At 61.5% G+C, this 20,799-nt stretch carries 17 protein-coding genes, 1 tRNA gene, 2 pseudogenes and 1 riboswitch; of the genes and pseudogenes, 17 read left to right on the forward strand and 3 right to left on the reverse strand.

Features of this window, described 5'->3' with window-relative positions; all coding sequences use genetic code 11:
- The first annotated feature begins 107 nt into the window (after positions 1–107).
- Positions 108–1,220, forward strand: coding sequence for an enoyl-CoA hydratase/isomerase family protein (locus CGA22_RS22710; protein ID WP_041020829.1), 1,113 nt, complete (start codon positions 108–110; stop codon positions 1,218–1,220).
- 168 nt (positions 1,221–1,388) lie between these two features.
- Here the strand turns inward: CGA22_RS22710 and CGA22_RS22715 are convergent, their stop codons facing one another.
- Positions 1,389–1,772 carry a hypothetical protein gene (locus CGA22_RS22715; RefSeq protein ID WP_084213711.1) on the reverse strand — a complete coding sequence of 128 codons (384 nt, stop codon included), beginning with the start codon at positions 1,770–1,772 and terminating at the stop codon, positions 1,389–1,391.
- Between the two features lie 303 nt (positions 1,773–2,075).
- Positions 2,076–2,177, forward strand: a riboswitch (guanidine-I (ykkC/yxkD leader).
- 60 nt (positions 2,178–2,237) lie between these two features.
- Here CGA22_RS22715 and CGA22_RS22720 point away from each other — a divergent pair.
- The 12 genes and pseudogenes from CGA22_RS22720 to CGA22_RS22775 all read left to right on the forward strand — a co-directional run bounded on the left by CGA22_RS22720 (position 2,238) and on the right by CGA22_RS22775 (position 15,299).
- Complete coding sequence (locus CGA22_RS22720; protein ID WP_041021087.1) at positions 2,238–3,305, forward strand: putative urea ABC transporter substrate-binding protein; 1,068 nt, start codon at positions 2,238–2,240, stop codon at positions 3,303–3,305.
- A 15-nt stretch (positions 3,306–3,320) separates the two neighbouring features.
- On the forward strand, positions 3,321–4,136 hold the full coding sequence (locus CGA22_RS22725) for an ABC transporter permease (protein ID WP_041021088.1): 816 nt from the start codon (positions 3,321–3,323) through the stop codon (positions 4,134–4,136).
- The gene (locus CGA22_RS22730) at positions 4,133–4,921 is read left to right on the forward strand and encodes an ABC transporter ATP-binding protein (RefSeq protein WP_041021089.1); all 789 of its coding nucleotides are present in this window, start codon (positions 4,133–4,135) and stop codon (positions 4,919–4,921) included. Before CGA22_RS22725 ends, CGA22_RS22730 begins: the two co-directional genes overlap by 4 nt.
- Positions 4,922–4,935: 14 nt before the next feature.
- Complete coding sequence (locus tag CGA22_RS22735; RefSeq protein WP_188258712.1) at positions 4,936–5,661, forward strand: urea amidolyase associated protein UAAP1; 726 nt, start codon at positions 4,936–4,938, stop codon at positions 5,659–5,661.
- An 11-nt stretch (positions 5,662–5,672) separates the two neighbouring features.
- Positions 5,673–6,314 (forward strand): urea amidolyase associated protein UAAP2, encoded by a 642-nt coding sequence (locus CGA22_RS22740; protein WP_041021090.1) that lies wholly within the window; start codon positions 5,673–5,675, stop codon positions 6,312–6,314.
- A 301-nt stretch (positions 6,315–6,615) separates the two neighbouring features.
- Entirely contained in the window at positions 6,616–10,266 is a 3,651-nt protein-coding gene (uca, locus tag CGA22_RS22745; protein WP_188258713.1) for an urea carboxylase, read from the forward strand.
- A gap of 22 nt (positions 10,267–10,288) precedes the next feature.
- Entirely contained in the window at positions 10,289–12,067 is a 1,779-nt protein-coding gene (atzF, locus tag CGA22_RS22750) for an allophanate hydrolase (RefSeq protein ID WP_041021092.1), read from the forward strand.
- A gap of 255 nt (positions 12,068–12,322) precedes the next feature.
- Positions 12,323–12,934 (forward strand): annotated as a pseudogene (locus tag CGA22_RS22755) (GGDEF domain-containing protein); the annotation flags it as partial.
- Positions 12,927–13,145, forward strand: a complete 219-nt coding sequence (locus tag CGA22_RS22760) for a cysteine-rich CWC family protein (RefSeq protein WP_041021094.1) — start codon at positions 12,927–12,929, stop codon at positions 13,143–13,145. The pseudogene CGA22_RS22755 and the gene CGA22_RS22760, both read left to right, overlap by 8 nt.
- A 35-nt stretch (positions 13,146–13,180) precedes the next feature.
- A complete protein-coding gene (locus CGA22_RS22765; protein ID WP_041021095.1) occupies positions 13,181–13,873 on the forward strand; it encodes a pseudouridine synthase in 693 nt (230 codons plus the stop codon).
- 310 nt (positions 13,874–14,183) lie between these two features.
- Positions 14,184–15,068 (forward strand): alpha/beta fold hydrolase, encoded by an 885-nt coding sequence (locus CGA22_RS22770; protein WP_041021096.1) that lies wholly within the window; start codon positions 14,184–14,186, stop codon positions 15,066–15,068.
- Between the two features lie 157 nt (positions 15,069–15,225).
- Positions 15,226–15,299, forward strand: a tRNA-Gly gene (locus tag CGA22_RS22775).
- A gap of 151 nt (positions 15,300–15,450) precedes the next feature.
- On the opposite strand, the gene CGA22_RS22780 is transcribed toward CGA22_RS22775, so the two are convergent.
- Positions 15,451–16,230: an SDR family NAD(P)-dependent oxidoreductase gene (locus CGA22_RS22780; protein WP_041021097.1), complete on the reverse strand. Its 780-nt coding sequence runs from the start codon at positions 16,228–16,230 to the stop codon at positions 15,451–15,453.
- Between the two features lie 285 nt (positions 16,231–16,515).
- Between CGA22_RS22780 and CGA22_RS22785 the strand changes: the two genes are divergently transcribed.
- Complete coding sequence (locus CGA22_RS22785) at positions 16,516–18,543, forward strand: hypothetical protein (RefSeq protein WP_041021098.1); 2,028 nt, start codon at positions 16,516–16,518, stop codon at positions 18,541–18,543.
- A 102-nt stretch (positions 18,544–18,645) separates the two neighbouring features.
- Here the strand turns inward: CGA22_RS22785 and CGA22_RS22790 are convergent, their stop codons facing one another.
- The gene (locus tag CGA22_RS22790) at positions 18,646–19,122 is read right to left on the reverse strand and encodes an Lrp/AsnC family transcriptional regulator (protein WP_041021099.1); all 477 of its coding nucleotides are present in this window, start codon (positions 19,120–19,122) and stop codon (positions 18,646–18,648) included.
- 140 nt (positions 19,123–19,262) lie between these two features.
- Between CGA22_RS22790 and CGA22_RS22795 the strand changes: the two genes are divergently transcribed.
- From CGA22_RS22795 to CGA22_RS22805, 3 genes and pseudogenes are all read left to right on the forward strand, one after another.
- Positions 19,263–19,892, forward strand: a complete 630-nt coding sequence (locus CGA22_RS22795; protein ID WP_041021100.1) for a LysE family translocator — start codon at positions 19,263–19,265, stop codon at positions 19,890–19,892.
- A 268-nt stretch (positions 19,893–20,160) separates the two neighbouring features.
- A pseudogene (locus tag CGA22_RS22800) lies at positions 20,161–20,337 on the forward strand (type II toxin-antitoxin system HicA family toxin); the annotation flags it as partial.
- A 40-nt stretch (positions 20,338–20,377) separates the two neighbouring features.
- Positions 20,378–20,788, forward strand: a complete 411-nt coding sequence (locus CGA22_RS22805) for a type II toxin-antitoxin system HicB family antitoxin (protein WP_041021102.1) — start codon at positions 20,378–20,380, stop codon at positions 20,786–20,788.
- Positions 20,789–20,799 lie beyond the last annotated feature (11 nt).

Consider the following 20,799-nt stretch of genomic DNA (forward strand, 5'->3'; position numbering starts at 1 on the left):
GGCGCACCCTAGGAAAGCCTACATGGCTTGTCAATTGATCTGACGCAGAACCGGCACTTTCCCACGCAGCGTTCATACTGAATATTCAATTTCTGATCGAGGTCACGATGAATCTGCACTTCGAAGAACTCACGGGCACCACTGGAGCCCGCATCGGTATCGCCACCCTGGACGCCGAAAAATCCTTGAATGCCCTGTCCTTGCCGATGATCAACGCCTTGCGCGATCGTCTCGATGCCTGGGCCCGGGAACCGCAAATCGTTTGTGTATTACTGCGTGGCAACGGCGCCAAGGCCTTCTGCGCGGGCGGCGAAGTACGCAGCCTGGTGGAAGCCTGCCGGGCCCATCCCGGTGAAGTGCCGCCATTGGCGGCGCAATTCTTCGCGGCGGAATATCGCCTGGACTTCAACTTGCACACTTACCCCAAGCCTTTGGTGTGCTGGGGCCATGGTTATGTGCTCGGCGGCGGCATGGGCCTGTTGCAGGGCGCAAGCACCCGGATCGTCACACCGAGCAGTCGCCTGGCGATGCCGGAGATCAGCATCGGCCTGTACCCGGACGTCGGCGCCAGTTGGTTCCTGTCGCGCCTGCCGGGCAAGCTCGGACTGTTTCTCGGCCTGACCGGCGCCCACATGAACGCCCGGGATGCCATCGACCTGGACCTGGCCGACCGTTTTTTGCTGGATGAACAACAGGACGACCTGATCGAAGGCCTGCTGCAGCTCAACTGGCAGGAACAGACCGACATGCAACTCAACAGCCTGCTCAAGGCCTTGCAGCGCGAAGCCCTCGACCGATTACCCGAAGCCCAATGGTTGCCACGTCGACCGCAAATCGACGAATGGCTGGATGTCAGCGACGTGCGCTGCGCCTGGAAGGCCCTCAGCTTGCTGGTGGACCATCCGGACCCGCTGATCGCCCGGGCCGCCAGGACCATGACCGAAGGTTCACCGCTGACCGCCCATCTGGTCTGGGAACAGATCGCCCGAGCCAGCCATTTGTCCTTGGCCGGCGTGTTCCGCATGGAATACACACTCAGTCTCAACTGCTGCCGGCATCCTGAGTTCAGCGAAGGGGTGCGAGCCCGGTTGATCGACAAGGACCAGAAACCCCGCTGGCACTGGCCGGACATCAACCATGTGCCGGAAGCGGCGGTGGAGGCGCACTTCCACAAGGCCTGGGAAGGTCGGCATCCGCTGGCGGATCTGGCCAACGAGTAGAAGTCCTGAATGAAAAGCCCTGTGGGAGCGAGCCTGCTCGCGATAGCGGCGTGCCAGCCAACTTTGATGCTACTGACCCGACGCTATCGCGAGCAGGCTCGCTCCCACAGGGTTTGTTGCAGACGAAAAAAAGCGGCGCTCGATGCGCCGCTTTCAATTATCTGGAGATCAGCGGCGACCGCCCCGTCCATCGTGATCGCCCCGTCCTCGATGATCACGCCCGCCATGCCGATTATCATCCCAACCCCCCCGATCACGGCCGTCCCAGCCGCCCCGACTCGGATAAGACCGATAGGCCGCCCGCGGTGGTGAATAGTAGCGAGGGCCGGGTTGGTAGTAGCGCGGTGCCGGATAATAGCGTGGCGCCGGTTGGTAATACCTCGGTGCCGAATAGTAGCGCGGCGCCGAGTAGTAACTCCCACCGCCGTAATAGACCGGCGCCGGTGAGGTGTAGACCTCGGAACGGTAATAGCTCGAGTCTCCGTCGTAGTAGGGCACGCATGCCGAAAGAGTCAAACCGAGAAACGCAATGAGCAGCAATCGTCGATACATGGCGGCCTCCTGGACCGCGGATGGGCCACATCAGCGACGCTGATGGGCGGCAGTCAACATTGTGTGACTGACGCATATTCAGACAGCAAAATCGGAATCTGGTGCGATGTGGCAACAACTGGAAACATGTCGCTCGTCGCCCTCTTCCGGTGCGCGACGGCACCACAAGCACGCACAAATCCGCCCTCAAGCCTCCCTCCTCACCACCCGCTCTCTCTAGCCCGGGCCTTTGCCCGAATTGGCACGGCTCTCGCTTTAACAATTCCGTGCAGGAGTCATCACAGGTTCGCGGCACTACAATTTGCAATGGCTGACTAGGGTTCCGGCTCGCTTCTGGCGAGTGGCTGGTCCGAGAGTTGGCGACCTCCAGTTGAGGTTACACGGCGGGACAAAAGCCCGGGAGACAAGCCACCGTTCGCGGTGCCGCGTTGCTCCTGTCCGCCCTTGATCAACTGGAGAACCACCATGCTCAAGCTTCGTCTGTCCGCCCTGCTCCTCGCCGCCCTTTCGGCCCTCGCGAGCTTCTCGTCCATCGCCGCCCAGAAAGACCATTTCAGCGTCTGCTGGACCATTTACGCCGGCTGGATGCCCTGGGAATACGCCGGTAGCCAAGGCATCGTCGATAAATGGGCAAAAAAATACGGCATCAAGATCGATGTCGTGCAGCTCAACGATTACGTCGAATCCATCAACCAGTACACCGCCGGTCAGTTCGACGGCTGCACCATGACCAATATGGACGCCCTGACCATTCCCGCAGCCGGTGGCGTGGACAGCACGGCGCTGATCGTCAGTGATTTCTCCAACGGCAACGACGGCATCGTCCTCAAGGGCGAAGGCAAGAAAGTCGCCGACCTCAAGGGCATGAACGTCAATCTGGTGGAACTGTCGGTGTCCCATTATCTACTGGCACGCGCCCTGGATTCCGTTGGCCTCGCCGAGAAAGACCTGAAAGTCGTCAACACCTCCGACGCCGATATTTCCGCCGCCTTCAACACCGACCAGGTCAAGGCCGTCACCACCTGGAACCCGATGCTCTCGGACATCAAATCCCAGCCAGGCGTGAGCGAAGTGTTCAATTCCAGTCAGGTCCCCGGCGAAATCATGGACATGATGGTGGTCAACACCCAGACCCTCCAGGACAACCCAGCCCTGGGTAAAGCGTTGACCGGCGCCTGGTTTGAAGTGGTCGCCCTGATGAACGAGAAAAACGCCGGCAGCAAGGCAGCGCTGGAGCACATGGCCAAAGCCTCGGGCACTGACCTGACCGGCTTCCAGGCGCAACTGGACACCACCAAGCTGTTCGCCACGCCCAAGGAAGCCCTGAGCTTCGCCACCAGCGAGCAACTGCCCGCCACCATGGGCAAAGTGGCCGAGTTCTCGTTCCAGCACGGCTTGTTGGGCGAAGGCGCCAAGAGCACCGACGCGGTTGGCATGACGTTCGCCAATGGCGTGACCCGCGGCGACAAGGCCAACCTCAAGCTGCGCTTCGACCCGACCTACGTACGGCTGGCCGCCGACGCCAAGCTGTAAACCGGAGGACCTGGCATGCGCCTGATCAACCGCTACCCGGATCGTCCCAGCCGCTTGTTGCTGGTGATCCTGCCATTCGCGCTGGTGTTGTTCGCCTACTTCATGGGCTCGGCCGAACGGTTGACGGACAACCCCAACGACAAGCTGCTGCCCAGTGCCGTGCAAATGGCCGATGCGGTCGAACGCCTGGCCTTCACACCAGATGCCCGCAGTGGCGAATACCTGCTCTGGCAAGACACCGCGTCGAGCCTGCGCCGGTTGGCCATCGGTCTGGGCATCAGCGCCCTGGCCGGGTTATGCCTGGGCATGGCTGCCGGGACGCTGCCACTGTTTGGCGCACCGTTATCGCCGTTGCTCACCGTGCTGTCGATGGTGCCGCCGCTGGCCATCCTGCCGATCCTGTTCATCGTCTTCGGCCTGGGAGAACTGTCGAAAGTGATGCTGATCGTGATTGGTATTACACCGTGCCTGGCCCGCGACCTGGAACAACGCGCCCGGGAAATTCCATCCGAACTGCTGATCAAGGCCCAGACCCTCGGCGCGTCGACCTGGACGCTGATGCTGCGGGTGGTGCTGCCGCAACTGCTGCCGCGCCTGTTGATTTCCCTGCGGCTGATGCTGGGTTCGGCCTGGCTGTTTCTGATCGCCGCCGAAGCCATTGCCTCCACGGATGGACTGGGCTATCGGATTTTCCTGGTGCGTCGTTACCTGGCGATGGACGTGATCCTGCCGTACGTGGTGTGGATCACCCTGCTCGCCTGGCTGATGGACTGGGGCCTCAAGCGCCTGACCCGGCAAGCGTTCCCCTGGTACGAGGGGGCGAAGGCATGAGCTTCATTACGGTGAACAATGTCTGGCAACAGTACGCCGATCAGGTGGTACTGGAGCGTTTGAACCTGAAGGTCGCCGAGGGTGAGTTCTGCACCCTGGTGGGCGCTTCGGGTTGCGGCAAGTCGACCTTCCTGCGTCTGCTGCTGGGCCAGGAACGCGCCAGCCGCGGACAGATTCTACTGGACGGCGAGCCCTTGGCCGGCGAACCGGATGCCAGCCGGGGCGTGGTGTTCCAGCGTTATTCGGTGTTCCCGCACCTGAGCGTGCTGGACAACGTGACCCTGGGCCTGGAGTTGCCGCGCTCGCCGCTGCTGGGCCGCCTGTTCGGCAGCGCCAAGCGCCAGGCCCGCGAAGACGCCGCGCAACTGCTGGACAAGGTCGGCCTGGGCCATGCGCTGGATAAATACCCGGCGCAACTGTCCGGGGGCATGCAACAGCGGCTGGCGATCGCCCAGGCACTGATCATGAAGCCGCGTGTCCTGTTGCTGGACGAGCCCTTCGGCGCCCTCGACCCGGGCATTCGCAAAGACATGCACAGCCTGTTGCTGGAGCTGTGGCGAGAAACCCGGCTGACGGTGTTCATGGTCACCCACGACCTGAGTGAAGGTTTCAGCCTCGGCACGCGCCTGCTGGTGTTCGACAAGGTCCGTGTCGACCCGCACGCCCCCGGCGCCTATGGCGCACGTATTACCTACGACATTCCATTGAACAGCGACCGCCGCACCGCCCGTGCCGCCGTCGACGCCCTGCCCGCCGAACTGGCCGGTACGTTGCGTATCGCTTGAAAGGAGTTTTTGCCATGACCGATTCGACCCAATTGTTTACACCTTTCACCGAAGAACTGCTGCCCGGCGGCGGCCACCGTTCCTTCGTGCTCAAGCGCGGCCAACTGCTGCGCCTGACCGATCTGCGCGGCGGGGCCAACGTGAGCCTGACATTGCTCAATGCCAACGAAAAAACCGAACGCCTGAACCTGCCCGACAGCCTCAAATGCCAACACACCGCCAAGCTCACCGCCGGCCATTGCCTCTACTCCGACATGGGCCGGGTGCTGGCGGCCATCACCGCCGACACCTGCGGCTGGAGCGATAGCCTGGGCGGCGTGCTCTGCGCCGAGGAAGTCGCTGAAAAATACGGTCAGGGCCGCTATCAGGAGCTGCGCAACGGGTTCTTTCGCAACGGCACCGACAACCTGCTGGTGGAGCTGGGCAAATGGGGGTTGGGCCTGTCCGACCTGCTGATGACCCTCAACCTGTTCAGCCGGGTCAACGTCGATGAGGCCGGCCACTTTCACTTCGTCGAAGGCCATTCCAAGGCCGGTGATTACATCGAGCTGTACGCCCCGATGGACACCCTGGTGGTACTGACCGCGTTGCAACACCCGATGGACCCGAACCCGCAATACGCGCCACAACCGCTCAAGCTCAGCTGGATGAACGCCGACGCCAGCGTCGCCGAGCACTGCCGTCATTCGCGCCCGGAAAACCAGCGCGGCTTCATCAACACCGACCGCCTGTTCGCCTGAGGATCGCCGCCATGTCATTCGCCATCGCCACCGTACAAAAGCAGCCTGACGCCGCCATCTATCGCGCCACCATCCCCGCCGGGGAACCCTGGCTGGTGGAGGTCAAGAAGGGCCAGACCCTGCGCATCCTCGACCTGGAAGGCAACCAGGCGATCGATACGCTGTTCTACAGCCTGGCCAACCCCAAGGAACGCTATGACGTGCAGCGCACCCTGCGCCGGCAGAACTGCGTTTACCTGAGCACCGGCAGCGTGCTGTATTCCAACCTCGGCCACCCGATGCTGACCATCGTCGAAGACACGTGCGGGCGCCACGACACCCTCGGCGGCGCCTGCGCCCAGGAAAGCAACACCGTGCGCTATGCACTGGAAAAACGCTACATGCACAGCTGCCGCGACAATTATCTGCGGGCCTGCGCCCACGACGGTCGGCTGGGCAAGGGCGACATCGGGCCGAACATCAACTTCTTCATGAACGTGCCGGTCACCGCCGATGGCGGCCTGACCTTCGAAGACGGGATCTCGGCGCCGGGCAAATATGTCGACCTGCGGGCCGAGATGGACGTGATCGTCCTGATCTCCAACTGCCCGCAACTGAACAACCCGTGCAACGCCTACAACCCCACGCCAGCGGAGCTTTTGATATGGAACTGAAACTCACCCGCCTTCGCCGCTGGCTGTTCGCGTTGTGCCAGAGCCGGTCGGGGCAGTGCATCAAGTAAACACAGATTCATGCACACCTCCTCCCCCCTGTGGGAGCGAGCCTGCTCGCGATAGCGGTCTGTCAGTCACATTGATGTTGGATGTACCACCGCTTTCGCGAGCAGGCTCGCTCCCACAAGGGCCGCAGTGATGTTTGGAGGTTTGCCACCTGGGACGACCCCGGCGGCCATCGAAAACTGCGGGACGACCCGCATCCCAGTTCAGGCAGCACGCATGCCTGAGGGGTAATGCCATGTTCGAAAAAATCCTGATCGCCAACCGTGGCGCCATCGCCTGCCGTATCCTGCGGACCTTGCGTGAGCTGAAGGTCAAGGGCGTGGCGGTGTATTCCCAGGCCGACGCCGCCAGCTTGCATATCCTCCAGGCCGATGAAGCCCACTGCCTGGGCGAAGGCGCGGCGGCCGGTACTTACCTGGCGGTGGATAAGCTCCTGGCGGTTGCTAGAAGCAGCGGCGCGACCGCGATCCACCCCGGCTACGGCTTTCTCTCGGAAAACGCCGCCTTCGCTGAAGCTTGCGAGGCTGCCGGGATTGCCTTCATCGGTCCGACGCCAGAGCAACTGCGTGTGTTCGGTCTCAAGCACACCGCCCGCGACTTGGCGCGCCGGCATGGTGTGCCACTGCTCGAAGGCACCGAACTGCTCGACAGCCTCGACGCCGCGCTCTTGGCGGGTACAAAGCTCGGCTATCCGGTGATGCTCAAAAGTACCGCGGGCGGCGGCGGCATCGGCATGCGTGTGTGTCGCAGCGCCGCCGACCTGAGCGAATCCTTCGAAGCGGTCAAGCGCCTGGGCCAGAACAACTTCAGCGACGCCGGGGTGTTCATTGAAAAGTACATCGAACGCGCGCGGCATCTTGAAGTGCAGGTATTCGGCGATGGTCGGGGCCAGGTGATCGCCCTGGGCGTGCGCGACTGCTCGGTGCAACGGCGCAACCAGAAAGTCCTCGAGGAAACCCCGGCGCCGAACCTGCCCGAGGGCATGGCCGACGAACTCTGCGCAGCGGCGATCCAACTGGCCCAGGCCGTGAACTACCGCAGCGCCGGCACCGTGGAGTTCGTGTTCGACAGCGACGCAGGGCGCTTCTATTTCCTGGAAGTGAACACCCGCCTGCAAGTGGAGCACGGCGTCACCGAGCAGGTGTGGGGCGTGGACCTGGTGCGCTGGATGGTGCAACTGGCGGCCGGTGACTTACCGCCACTGAGCGAGCTGGGCCGAGGTTTGAAAGCCGAGGGGCACGCGATCCAGGCGCGCCTGTATGCCGAGGACCCCGGTCGGGATTTCCAGCCAAGCCCGGGGCTGCTGACCGCCGTGGAATTTCCCCAGGCCGACGGCAAAGCACTGCGCATCGACACCTGGGTCGAGGCCGGTTGCCAGATCCCGCCCTACTTCGACCCGATGATCGCCAAGGTCATTCGTTGGGCGCCCACCCGCGAGCAGGCACGCCTGGGCTTGCATCAAGCACTGGACGAAAGCCTGCTGTACGGCGTCGAGACCAACCGCCAATACCTGCAACAGATTCTCCTCGACACACCGTTTGCCAGCGGCCAGCCCTGGACCCGCTGCCTGGAAGCGCTGGTCTATCGCGCCAACACCGTCGAAGTGCTCAGCCCCGGCACCCAGACCAGCGTCCAGGACTATCCCGGCCGCCTCGGCTATTGGGCCGTGGGTGTGCCGCCGTCGGGGCCGATGGACAGCCGTTCCCTGCGCCTGGGCAATCGCCTCTTGGGCAACGAAGAAGGTGCGGCGGCATTGGAAATCACCATGAACGGGCCGCTGCTGCGTTTCAACTGCGCTGCCCGGGTGGCGGTGACCGGTGCGGTGATTGCCCTCACGCTCGACGGCGAAGCGGTGCCGATGAATACACCGTTGTCGATTGCTGCCGGCGCCACCCTCGCGATCGGCAACATCTTTGGCGCCGGGGCGCGCAGTTACCTGTGCCTGCAAGGCGGCGTGCAAGTGCCGGATTACCTGGGCAGTAAAAGCACCTTCACCCTCGGCCAGTTTGGCGGCCACGGCGGACGAGCGTTGTGTACCGGCGACGTGTTGCACCTGGCATCGCTGGAATCGCTGGACGAGCACGCGACACTGCCGCCAACGCGCGCGCCGATCCTGGAACTGCCAAGCGTGCGGCAGATCCGCGTGATCTACGGTCCCCACGGCGCACCCGAATATTTCACCGAACGCTACATCCAGACGTTCTTCGACACGGCCTGGGAAGTGCACTTCAACTCCAGCCGCACCGGCGTGCGCCTGATCGGGCCAAAACCCGAATGGGTCCGTGCCGACGGTGGCGAGGCCGGGCTGCACCCTTCCAATATCCATGACAACCCCTACGCCATCGGCGCCGTGGACTTCACCGGCGACATGCCCGTCATCCTTGGCCCCGACGGCCCGAGCCTGGGCGGTTTCGTCTGCCCGGTGACAGTGATCGAAGCGGACCTCTGGCAGTTGGGGCAACTCAAGGCGGGAGACAAGGTGCGGTTTGTGCCGGTGGATATCTCCACCGCCCGCTCACTGGCCCTGAAATGGGATCAGTGTGGGAGCGAACCTGCTCGCGAAGGCGATCTTTCAGTCATTGCATCATTGACTGTCAGGCCGCTATCGCGAGCAGGCTCGCTCCCACAGGGGATCGTGTCGCCTGTGGTATTGGATATCGGCCAAGGCGACACCCGGATGGTGGCGAGATTAGCCGGCGACACCCACCTGCTGCTGGAAATCGGCGCCCCCGAACTGGATCTGGTGCTGCGCTTTCGCGCCCATGCCTTGATGCAGGCGTTGGAACACAAGCAACTTGCCGGCGTGATCGACCTGACGCCAGGCATTCGCTCGCTGCAAGTGCATTACCAACCCGAGCAAATACCCCTGGCCGATCTGCTGCCCCTCATCGTCGGTGAATGGGACGCAGTGTGCGCCGCCCAGGACCTGCAAGTGCCGTCGCGCATCGTCCACCTGCCGCTGTCCTGGGATGATCCGGCCTGTCAGTTGGCCATCGAGAAATACATGACCACGGTGCGCAAGGACGCGCCCTGGTGCCCGAGCAATCTGGAGTTCATCCGGCGCATCAACGACCTGCCCAACCTCGATGAAGTGCAGCGCACAGTGTTCGACGCCAGCTACCTGGTGATGGGCCTCGGGGACGTCTACCTCGGCGCACCGGTCGCCACGCCACTGGACCCACGACATCGACTGGTGACCACCAAATACAACCCGGCCCGAACCTGGACCGCGGAAAACTCGGTGGGCATCGGCGGCGCCTACATGTGCGTATACGGCATGGAAGGGCCTGGCGGCTATCAGTTCGTCGGGCGCACGTTGCAGATGTGGAATCGTTATCGGGACGTCGCCGCCTTCGACGGCAAACCCTGGCTGCTGAGGTTCTTCGACCAGATCCGCTTCTACCCGGTCAGCGCCGATGAACTGCTGCGCATCCGCCGGGACTTCCCCCTGGGCCGCTTCGACCTGGAGATCGAGCAGAGCCAGCTCAATCTCGCTGACTACCAGCATTTCCTGATCCAGGAAGCTGACAGCATCGCCGCGTTCCGCCACCAGCAACAAGGCGCCTTCGACGCTGAGCGCGAGCGTTGGATCGCCAGTGGCCAGGCGCACTTCGACAGTGAAGAGCCGGCTATCGCGCCGAGTGAAGATGCGCAGCTGACTGACGGTCAACTGAGCGTCGACAGCCACATCGCCGGCAATCTCTGGCAGGTTCAGGTGAAGGTTGGCGCTCGGGTAGCCGCCGGCGATGTGTTGGTCATCCTGGAGTCGATGAAGATGGAAATCCCGGTGCTGGCACCCGTGGCCGGGGTGGTACACGAGGTGCGCGTCCAGCCCGGTTCGGCGGTGCGCGCCGGACAGCGCGTCGTGGTGCTGGAACGTGACTGAACTCAATCAAAGGATTAACACCATGAACCTTTCGCTTCGCTTGGACGACCTGCGTAATGCCTACCGCAGCGGCGAACTGACGCCTCGGAAATTGCTGTTGGACCTGCGGGAAAAAGCCGCGGCGCTGAACCCGGACTATCACCTGTTTATCCACCTGCTGACGGCCGCGGAACTGGAACCCTACCTGGCCGCGCTGGAAGGCCGCGACCTGGAGAGCCTGCCGCTGTACGGCATACCGTTTGCCATCAAGGACAACATCGACCTGGCCGGCATTCCAACCACCGCAGCCTGTCCGGCATTTGCCTACGTACCGGACCGTTCGGCCACCATTGTCGAGCAGTTACTGGCACTGGGGGCGATCCCCCTGGGCAAGACCAACCTCGACCAATTCGCCACCGGACTCAATGGCACTCGCTCGCCCTACGGTGCCTGCCGCAACAGTGTGTTGCCCGACTATCCGGCAGGCGGTTCGAGCGCCGGTTCGTCGCTGGCCGTGGCCTTGGGCGTGGCAAGTTTTGCCTTGGGCACCGACACCGCCGGCTCCGGTCGGGTGCCAGCGGCGCTGAACAATCTGGTGGGGTTGAAGGCCACCCTGGGGTTGATCTCCACGGCGGGCGTGGTTCCGGCCTGTCGCACGCTGGACTGCGTCACCACCTTCACAGGGACGGCGAAAGAAGCCAGCCAGCTCTTGGCGCTGACGGCCCGTCCAGACCCTCGTGATGACTACAGTCGCCACAACCCGCAGTGGAACGATGGCACCGCGTTCGGCACGCCCCGACGCTTTCGCTTCGGTGTGCCGCGCCAACAGGACCTGGCGTTTTTCGGCTGTCCTGAAGGTCCGCAACTGTTTCTGGATGCCATTGAGCGCCTCGAACGTCTGGGCGGCGAAGCCGTGGAACTAGACCTGTCGCCGTTCCTGGAAGCGGCGCGGCTGCTTTATGAAGGCCCGTGGGTGGCCGAACGCTACAGCGTTGCCGGCCCATTGATGGAGCGCGAGCCCGACGCCGTACTGCCCGTCATCCGTGCCGTATTGGCGAAAGCACCTACGGTGGATGGCGTACAAACCTTCCGCGCCCGCTATCGCTTGCAAGCGCTCAAAGCCCAATGCGACCGGGCCATGGACGCGCTCGATTGCGTACTCACCCCGACCATCGGCCGGCCGGTGACCCTCGCAGAGCTGGCCGCCGAACCCGTGTTGCGCAACTCGGAGCTGGGGTACTACACCAATTTCATGAACCTGCTGGACTATGCCGCCGTCGCCGTGCCCAGCGCGTTCATGGCCAACGGCTTGCCCTGGGGCGTGACACTGTTCGGTCGAGCGTTCACCGATCAATACCTCTTGAGCGTGGCCGACGCCTTGCAGCGTCAACAGGGCAAGGCCTTGCCCGTTCCCGGCCATCCGGCCCGCCATGATCGGGCGCGACTGGTGGTGTGTGGCGCACATCTGGACGGGTTGGCATTGAACTGGCAGCTCAAGCAACGCGGTGCCCGGCTGATCGAGGCCACCCAAAGCTCGCCGGACTACCGCCTCCATGCCTTGGCCGGTGGCCCACTCTTGCGTCCCGGCATGGTTCGGGTTCGTGAAGGCGGTGTGGCGATCAAGGTCGAAGTCTGGGAGCTGCCAAGCAGTGAACTGGGCTCGTTCCTGACTGGCATTCCCGCACCGTTGGGGCTGGGCAAGGTGCAACTGGCCGATGGGCGCTGGGAAAGTGGATTCATCTGCGAGTCGTATGGCCTGGAGGGCGCTCAGGACATCAGCCATCTGGGGGGATGGCGGGCTTATCTAACGACCCTTGAGTAAACACTGCCCTGTGGCGAGGGGATTTATCCCCTCGCCACAATCTTGCAAACCGGCAAATCTGAATGTCTTTTCCCACAAGGCCACTAAACTGACGTCATTGTCTGTGCCAAGGGAATCGCCATGTCGCTCCGTTCGCCGTTGTATTCCCAGCGCAAGCCGCTCCTGGCGGTGGTGGCGCTGCTCGGTACAGGTTTCCTGATCATTGCGTTGCTGGGTTATTACGCAGCCCATGCCTCTGTGCGTGACCACATGCTCAAGACGCTGTACTTGAACCTGCTGATCGGCGTGCTCGTGACGCTGGCGGTCCTGGCCATCCTTTATCGGCTGATCAATCACTACCAGCAGCGCATCGACGCCCAATCCACACTCGACAGCCTGACCGAATTGCCGAACCGTCGTGGCTTCGACCTGCTGGCCGTGCAAGCCCTGCACGAAGCCCAGCGCGAGCCAAAACCCTTGACGGCGCTGCTGGTGGAGCTGGACGACTTCAAACGGCTGGACACCACCCACGGTCACATCGCCACCGACCAACTGCTGACCGCGTTCGCCCGCGACCTGACCCAGAGCCTGCGGCATTCGGACATCGTGTGTCGCTGGAGTACCGACGCCTTTGTCGTCCTGCTCAAGGACACCGACGGACAGACAGGTCTGAAGATCGCCGAGAAAATTCGTCAGCACATCGAGAGGCAACGCTATTTCTGCAGTGGCAAGCAATTGTTGGCGACCATCAGCATCGGCCTCACCACCTTGCAGGACAACGACACCTTGCACAGCCTGCTGTCGCGGACCGATCATGCGCTTCAACGTGCCCGACAGACCGGAAGCAACCGAACCTGTGTAGAGATGCCTCACTCCAGTTATGAATAAACCCGACCTGTGCCCCGCCTGCGGCAGCGCCAACGACTGCACCCTGGCCAACCCGAAGACAGTCGACCGAACCTGCTGGTGTTACGGCGTGAGTATCGACCCGGCTGTGCTCGAAGCATTGCCGGTCGAGCTGCGCGATCAATCCTGCCTGTGCCCGCGCTGCGCCCAGGTCGAAAGCCAATTGCGCGCCAAGCAGCCGCCGATCGCGTAAGATTCTCGCCCTCCGCTCCTTTGCCTGAATGCCCCATGCGTGTCGACCGTTTCCTCAGCAATCTGTCGCGTTTCAATCGCCAGCAGGTCCGGTTATTGCTGGTGGCACGCCGGGTGCGAATCGACGGCCTGGTGATCAGTGACCCACACGCCCAGGTCCGTGAGTTCAGCCGCGTCGAAGTCGACGATGAACTGTTGCAGGCAGGCCGACCGGCGCGGTATTTCATGCTGCACAAACCCGCCGGCTGCGTCAGCGCCACGCGCGATCCGCAGCATCCCACCGTGCTCGATTGGCTGGACGAACCGGACAAGGACGACCTGCACATCGCCGGGCGGCTGGATTTCAACACCACCGGGCTGATGCTGATCACCAATGACGGCAGTTGGTCGCGACGGCTGACCCAGCCGCAAACGAAACTGCCCAAGGTCTACTACGTCGAGACCGAGCAGACCATCACTGCCGAATACGCTATCACCTTCGCCCGTGGCCTGTACTTTGCCTTCGAAGACCTCATCACCCAGCCTGCGGAGTTGACGCTGCTGGGGCGGAACTCGGCGCGGCTGAGCATCGTTGAAGGGCGCTATCATCAGGTCAAGCGGATGTTCGGCCACTTCGATAACAAAGTGCTGCGCCTGCACCGCGAACGTATGGGACCGCTTTCGCTGGACGCCGAGCTCGAGCCGGGCCAATACCGCGCCTTGAGCCCTGACGAAGTCAGCCTGATCTGAGCGGACGACCGCCGGGCAGAAGTGTCGAACAATTTTCAAAAGGACACTTGCGCAACGGCCGTCCCCCTGCTTGAATCAGACCGTCGGCCGAAATGTGACCGATGAGTCACCCCATACCTCTAAGAAACTTTTTGTCGGCCGGAACCCTCTGGTTCCACCTTGCCCGCCGACAAACTGCCCGCCTAATAACAACACCCGTCGACCGGTCTGTATGGATCGACTTGGGCCTGATCTTCCAGGCGAATGCCTACCTGTCACATTGCCCGTGCAATCTCATTGCGCGCATACCCGCTTGCCAGGAGTCTATGACATGAGGCCAGAAATCGCTGTGCTGGATATACAAGGTCAGTATCGGGTTTACACGGAGTTCTATCGCGCAGACGCCGCACAAAAGACCATCATTCTGGTCAACGGCTCGCTGGCCACTACCGCGTCGTTTGCACAGACCGTCAAGAACCTTCATCCGCAATTCAACGTCGTGCTGTACGACCAACCGTACGCAGGCAAGTCCAAGCCCCACAACCGGCACGAGAAGATGCTGACGAAGGAGGTCGAGGGCCAGATCCTGCTGGAGCTGATCGACCATTTCGCCGCCGAACACGTGCTGTCATTCTCGTGGGGCGGCGCCGCCACGTTGACCGCGTTGTCCCATCGCCCACGACGCATCGAAAAAGCGGTGATCAGTTCATTCTCACCGGTTCTCAATGCGCCGATGCGCGACTACCTCGAGCGTGGCGTCGATTACCTGGGCAGCCTGGATGGCGACCGGGTGGGGCATCTGGTCAACAGCACCATCGGCAAACACCTGCCGCCACTGTTCAAACGCTTCAACTATCGTCATGTCAGCAACCTGGCCGAGCATGAATATGGACAGATGCATTTCCACATCAGCGAAGTGCTCCAGAGCGACCTGCGCTGCTACGCGACGGCAGCAAAAAAAATCAACGTACCGGTGCTGTTCCTGAACGGTGAATGGGACGAGTACACCTCGGCCGCCGACGCCAGGCTGTTCGCCGACTATGTGCAGCACAGTACATTCAGCACGCTGCAAGCCACCGGGCACTTCCTGGACATGGAACACAAGGCCGCCTTCCGGGACAGTCGCAACGCCTTGCTGGGCTTCCTCAAGCCGGGTCACCACGAAAGCCGGCCACGCTACAGCCAGGTGCAGGGCTACCATGCACTGGCAATCTGAAACCGCGTCCTCGCGGGCAAACCCCGTCCCCTCGACAACGGGGTTTGCTCGCGAATGACCGCTCTGTTTTGAGGCTTGGGTCGACCGGAAACCTCACCGCAGGCAAAGAAAAACTTCAAATCCGCGCCCACATCTGGTACAAAGTCAGCCGCTCTGAGCGGGTGTCGTATAATGGCATTACTCCAGCTTCCCAAGCTGATAACGAGGGTTCGATTCCCTTCACCCGCTCCAATCGAATTCAGGTCTCGCGTCGTGGTGGTTTGACGGGGGATAAAAAAACCGGCATTTGAATGGCCGGTTTTTTTTGGTCTGGTGTTTTTGAATGGCTCGCCTGGGGCCGGTTGAATGGTTAACCCCTGCTCACCATCGAAGCTCCCAGCGCTCACCTGCGGCTTTTGTTCTCGGAGAGGCAGTTGCCCCCATCCACCACGAGAACCTCGCCCGTAATGTAGCTGGACTCCGGGGAAGCCAGAAAAGCGACCGCTGCGGCAACCTCATCTGGCCTACCGGCACGTCCGACGGGAACATACTGCGCTGCGCTCATTTCCTCCGCAGTGCTGGACTGCGTCGCGATCCACCCGGGGGCAACTGAGTTCACGGTGATACCGTAGGGCGCGACTTCCAGCGCCAAGCTCATGTTCATGCCCACCATCCCCGCTTTCGCCGCCGCATAGGCCGCCTCGCCAGGATTGCTGACGCGGGTGCCGGTCGTAGAGCTGATATGGACGATGCGTCCGTAACGACGATCCTGCATCCCCGGCAACACAGCACGGGTCAGCAAAAATGCAGTGGTCAGATTACGGGCAATCGAAGTGTTCCACAGCTCGACGCTCATATTGGCCACTTCAGAGAACGTTTCAGGTTCACCCTGAATCGCCATACCGGCGTTGTTCACGAGTATATCGATTCGTCCCCAGAGCGATTCAGCCCACGTCACCAGTTCGACGACCTGAGCCGGCTGGGTAAGATCCGCAGCACGTCCTTGCACCTCATGACCTTCCGCCCTCAGCTGCGCGACGCGATCATGGATACGGGCACTGCTGCCGGTAATGATCAGCTGTGCACCCGCCTCCGCGAGCCGTCGCGCGATAGCCAGGCCAATCCCGTGTTCGCTGCCAGCGCCACTGACCAACGCGACCTGACCACTCCAGCTTTTGACCATTGCACGGCTCCACAGAGAGACACACGAAGACAGTTTGACTGTCCAGAGTAGACGCCAGGCGCCCGCATTCACGCAATAAAGATTGTGAGCGGCAGGGAATGGCCAGAAGCGGATGGTCTGTCTTGTGCAATAAACCCGGCTTGTTAACCCTATTTGCGTGAATAGAGAGGCCACAGGCCACTAGCACGGAACGGATACCGGACTAGACTTTTCAGCGCTTCGCTTCGGCAGCCACGAAGCGCATCACTCAAAAGCTGCTTTTATCCGCGGATAGGGAGATCTCTCATGTTCAGCCTCAACGCCTCTGGATATACAAAAAGCGCCACCACCCCTGCATTTGCCACCGTTCCGCCCATCAGTGGAGGCATCGGAAGCACCAGCGTGACCGTTGTCTGGCAGAATATTCTGCAAAGTGATGTGCTTCAGATGCTCTCGGAAATCAATCCTCCTCTGACCGGTTCCTTCATTGATTACCGATACTGGGCAAACGGCATTCTCCGCTGGGCACTGAGCCAGCAGGACGACAATGGCAACCCGCTTTATGCTTTCGCTATCCCGTCATGGGAAACGGGCTTCGATGACAACGGCAATCCTGTCGTCGGGGCGTTTCTGTTTCCTGTGGGTACCCAGGTTACCGTGCTCCAGCCCAGCGGCGACGAACTCAACGCCGCGTTGGCAAATGCCTATGGCAACCAGCCGCCCCTCACATTGACCACCAACCAGACCGGCGATCCTGACGAGCGCCGCTGGGCCGCTGCCGCCCACGCCTATGCCCTGACGCAAAGCGACGCCAACGGCAACGCCTACGTGGCCGGTATCCCGAGCTGGGAAATGGCGGTCGAGGGCGACCAGACCATCCGCGGCGTTTTCGCTTTCAGCAACACCCCTGGTATCCAAGTGCTCAAGGCGGGTCGCGCCGCCCTGATGGATCAGATCCTCGCGGGCATTCTCGAACCCTTGAACAGTCCGAACCTGATGGACACGAACATGAGTGTCCTCGCCGTGGCCGCCAACCGTTGGGCCATGCGCTACGGTGGCGCATGCGGCGCCGGTACCTTTGGCTATTGCTCTGCCAAATACCCCGAGGGGGACGAGTGGGACACCATCTTCACGCACGACGTCGTCATCTGCTTCGCGCCACAGCAGCCGACCATGGATTTGCTGCAATCCATCGTCGATCAGCCGGCCGTGGCCTGGCCTGATTTCAACGGCGCCTACTCGGCGCTGTGCATCGCGCTTGGCAATATCATCAATGGCGCGAACTCCAATGACCCACTCGATCCGCGTGGGCTGGCAGCGGCCTCCCCCGATTGGTCTCCGAACACCGTCGCCACCCAGCTCGACAACTGGTTGCAATTCAACGCAAACGGCGACTACAGCCTGTCTCCAACCGCCCCCGCGGTGCCGACCGGTGTGGCCGCCGACGACTGGCTCCAGATCATCTATACCGTCTGGCAGGAGATGAGCGCTGTCGGACAACTCCAATCGCTCTACACCTACACCCAAGGAACCCTGAACACAGCGCAAGGCACAGCAAATACCCTGATAAGCGGCGCTATCGCCAACATGCAAGCCAAGACCGACGACAGCACGCTGCTGGACTTCGGCCAGTTGCTCAAAGACCTCGGTTATTCGCTGGTATGGTTCTTCTCCGGAACCACTGCTGCCTGGGCCAACCTGGCGGCGGTTGCCGTGACCGATGTCATTCGCGTGATTACCAGCGCTCTCGGCGGAACGTCCGGTTCGATCACCATCGGCCAGTACTGGGACCAGGTCGCTGACTCCTTCGAGGCGAGCAACAAGAGCCTCAGTAACTTCTACACGACCATCGCCAGCGACCACGGACGCCTGGTGAACTTCTACAGGTATGCCGACAACGGTAACCTTCCGATACCCACTGGCAACAACGGCGGTTCTTCGACGGACCACGACAGTTCCACTGCCACCGCCATGGCCAACGGTCTGATGTTGCAGGCCTACCAGAACCTGATGCCGCTCTACTGGGCAATCGCCTGGGCCTGTCCCGATCCATACGTCGGCCCGGGATACAGTGCTTATACGACACTTACTATTCCAGAAGCCCCCGAGGGCACCTATGTCGAAGGGCCGTATTACGAATTTGCGATCGTCTGGAGTAGCAGTGGCGTCATCAAAAGCTACCCGACACCGGCGATGATGACGGACCTCACCGACACACTGAACGTCAACCTGATGGATGTCCTGGCGCGGACCCAGCCCTGGCTCGGTATCGCCGCTTGGTTTGGCTGGTTCGCTGGCACCCAGGTCAACTTGCAAGGCCCCTATACCCGTTAATCCGCAGGCGTTAGCCCCAACGACGCGGCGCCCGCGCCGTTGGGGATCTTCATTAGCCATGCGTCCGAATTGCGATTTGCACCATAGCCGGCAAAGACTGACTCATGCCCCAGGCAAATGCCCTAACGGCAACGGCACCGGGGTCTTCACGGTATGAATCGCAAAGTTACTGCGAATATCACTGACCCCCGGCAGCTTGAGCAGTCGCCCCGTAAGAAAGCGGTCATACGCCCGTAAGTCAGGCACCACCACTTGCAGCAGAAAGTCCGACTCTCCCGATACCAGGAACGCTGAAATCACCTCCGGCAATGCCGTAACAGCCTGGCGAAACGCGTCGGCTTGTTCATCGTTATGCCGCTCAACCTTTATGCCGACGAAGATCGTCAGTCCAAGGCCCACTTCGTCTCGGTCGAGGACAGCTTGGTAGCCGCGAATCACGCCGGCCTCTTCGAGCATCCGCACGCGGCGCAGGCACGGCGAGGGTGACAGGCCGATTTCTTCGGCCAATTGCACATTGCTCAGGCGGCCATCGCGTTGCAACGCGGCGAGGATCTTGCGATCGAAGGCATCGAGTTTCATGATTTGGCATTTTCCAGATTCTTTTATTTGATCGTTGGCAGGTTATGCCAACTTTTGCCAACTTAGAAGCTGACTTCGCAACCACCTGCCCTGCCCTTCCGCCTTAGACTGGCCTATCAAACGTTACGGAGGGGCGTGGCATGGCAGAGTTCTGGTTGTTCTTGATGGCCTTGACGGTGGCGTATCTGTTACCGGGGCCCGATATGATTCTGTTGCTGCAAACCGGCGCACGTCAGGGTAAGGGCCCGGCACTGGCGACAGCAGTAGGCTTGGGAATCGCTCGAGGATGTCATGTCGTATTGGCCGCATTGGGGCTCTCGGCATTGTTCAAGACCGCCCCCTGGACGTTCGATGCGGTACGCCTGGCCGGTGCTGCCTACCTGTTATGGATCGGCTTTCAATGCCTGCGGACCCGTTTGTTGCCAAGCTTTGAAACGGCTGGTATCGAGCCCGCAAAGCAGCGTTGGTACCAGGCAATTCGGCGCGGGTTGTTGACCAACCTGCTCAATCCCAAGGCATTGCTGTTCTGTTCGATCTTGCTGCCGCAGTTCATCGACCCGCAAGGCGGCCCGGTGCTTGGGCAATTTGCGGTCCTCGGTGTGATCCTGGTCGGTGTCGGCTTGCTGTTCGATTGCGCCTACGCCCTGGTGGGTGTGGCGCTTGGGCGCTGGCTACAGCGTTCTCCTTCGGCTCAGCGCATGCAGCAGTGGTTGTTTGGGAGCCTGTTGATTGGTTTTGCAGTGCGATTGACGTTCGTACAGCAGTCATAGCACTGCGGATGTCGCAAGGGCCCGCCCATAGAGACCTGAATCCGGGCTGCTGCGCAGCCCATCGGGAGCAAGCTCCCTCGCCACGTTTTTTCCGTCCTTCATATCCGCTAACAACTCCATCCCACTACCCACCGGCCTTGTCTGGCGCGGCTTCTAGACTTGGTTGCGATGAACGCGCCTGCTCGCCCGATTCGGAGCGGTGGTTATAGTGTTGATCATAAACTCATAGTAGGTATAGTTCCCACCAAGCACACCACACGGAGGTGATGTGAATAGCCGATTTTTGATAAGCCAACTCCTTGCGGACGGTTGGTACCTGGTGCGGGTTCGGGGAAGTCATCATCATTTCAAGCACCCGAGCAAGCCGGGACTGGTCACCGTTCCTCACCCGAAGAAGGACCTGCTCAAGAAAACGGCCATCAGTATCCTGCAACAGGCCCTGCTCCAGACCGCCCGTTGCCCTGCGTTCCCGGAGGACGATGAACATGCTGTACCCGATTGCGATTTCCATGGGTGATGACAAACACGCCTGGGGTGTTGAAGTGCCGGATATTCCAGGCTGTTTTTCCGCGGGAGATGATCTGGATGACGCCATGGCCATGGCCCGCGAGGCCATCGAAGGTCACTTCGAGATTCTCGCCGAAGACGGCTCGCCGATTCCATCGGCCAGTAAAGTCACCGTCCACGCGGCCAATCCACACTATGCCGGTTGCACATGGGCACTGGTGGACATTGACGTAACCAAGTACCTGGGCAAGGCGCAGAAACTCAACATCACCCTTCCCGGCTATCTGCTGAACCGTATCGATGAATATGTGCTGCATCATCCTGAAGAAAAGAGCCGCTCCGGGTTCCTGGCCTCGGCGGCGCTCAAGGTGTTGCAGCAAGGGCGATAAACAGCTGGCGC

Source organism: Pseudomonas sp. PSB18 (genome assembly GCF_014596565.1).
GTDB lineage: Bacteria > Pseudomonadota > Gammaproteobacteria > Pseudomonadales > Pseudomonadaceae > Aquipseudomonas.

What these genes read in the sequence shown, in the direction of transcription:
- uca (WP_188258713.1), top strand. Translation starts at nt 6,616, where the DNA reads ATGTTCGAAAAAATCCTGATCGCCAACCGTGGCGCCATCGCCTGCCGT.
- CGA22_RS22730 (WP_041021089.1), top strand. Translation starts at nt 4,133, where the DNA reads ATGAGCTTCATTACGGTGAACAATGTCTGGCAACAGTACGCCGATCAG.
- CGA22_RS22720 (WP_041021087.1), top strand. Translation starts at nt 2,238, where the DNA reads ATGCTCAAGCTTCGTCTGTCCGCCCTGCTCCTCGCCGCCCTTTCGGCC.
- CGA22_RS22740 (WP_041021090.1), top strand. Translation starts at nt 5,673, where the DNA reads ATGTCATTCGCCATCGCCACCGTACAAAAGCAGCCTGACGCCGCCATC.
- CGA22_RS22790 (WP_041021099.1), bottom strand. Translation starts at nt 19,122, where the DNA reads ATGAAACTCGATGCCTTCGATCGCAAGATCCTCGCCGCGTTGCAACGC.
- CGA22_RS22710 (WP_041020829.1), top strand. Translation starts at nt 108, where the DNA reads ATGAATCTGCACTTCGAAGAACTCACGGGCACCACTGGAGCCCGCATC.
- atzF (WP_041021092.1), top strand. Translation starts at nt 10,289, where the DNA reads ATGAACCTTTCGCTTCGCTTGGACGACCTGCGTAATGCCTACCGCAGC.
- CGA22_RS22805 (WP_041021102.1), top strand. Translation starts at nt 20,378, where the DNA reads ATGCTGTACCCGATTGCGATTTCCATGGGTGATGACAAACACGCCTGG.
- CGA22_RS22715 (WP_084213711.1), bottom strand. Translation starts at nt 1,772, where the DNA reads ATGTATCGACGATTGCTGCTCATTGCGTTTCTCGGTTTGACTCTTTCG.
- CGA22_RS22780 (WP_041021097.1), bottom strand. Translation starts at nt 16,230, where the DNA reads ATGGTCAAAAGCTGGAGTGGTCAGGTCGCGTTGGTCAGTGGCGCTGGC.
- CGA22_RS22735 (WP_188258712.1), top strand. Translation starts at nt 4,936, where the DNA reads ATGACCGATTCGACCCAATTGTTTACACCTTTCACCGAAGAACTGCTG.
- CGA22_RS22770 (WP_041021096.1), top strand. Translation starts at nt 14,184, where the DNA reads ATGAGGCCAGAAATCGCTGTGCTGGATATACAAGGTCAGTATCGGGTT.
- CGA22_RS22725 (WP_041021088.1), top strand. Translation starts at nt 3,321, where the DNA reads ATGCGCCTGATCAACCGCTACCCGGATCGTCCCAGCCGCTTGTTGCTG.
- CGA22_RS22785 (WP_041021098.1), top strand. Translation starts at nt 16,516, where the DNA reads ATGTTCAGCCTCAACGCCTCTGGATATACAAAAAGCGCCACCACCCCT.
- CGA22_RS22760 (WP_041021094.1), top strand. Translation starts at nt 12,927, where the DNA reads ATGAATAAACCCGACCTGTGCCCCGCCTGCGGCAGCGCCAACGACTGC.
- CGA22_RS22795 (WP_041021100.1), top strand. Translation starts at nt 19,263, where the DNA reads ATGGCAGAGTTCTGGTTGTTCTTGATGGCCTTGACGGTGGCGTATCTG.
- CGA22_RS22765 (WP_041021095.1), top strand. Translation starts at nt 13,181, where the DNA reads ATGCGTGTCGACCGTTTCCTCAGCAATCTGTCGCGTTTCAATCGCCAG.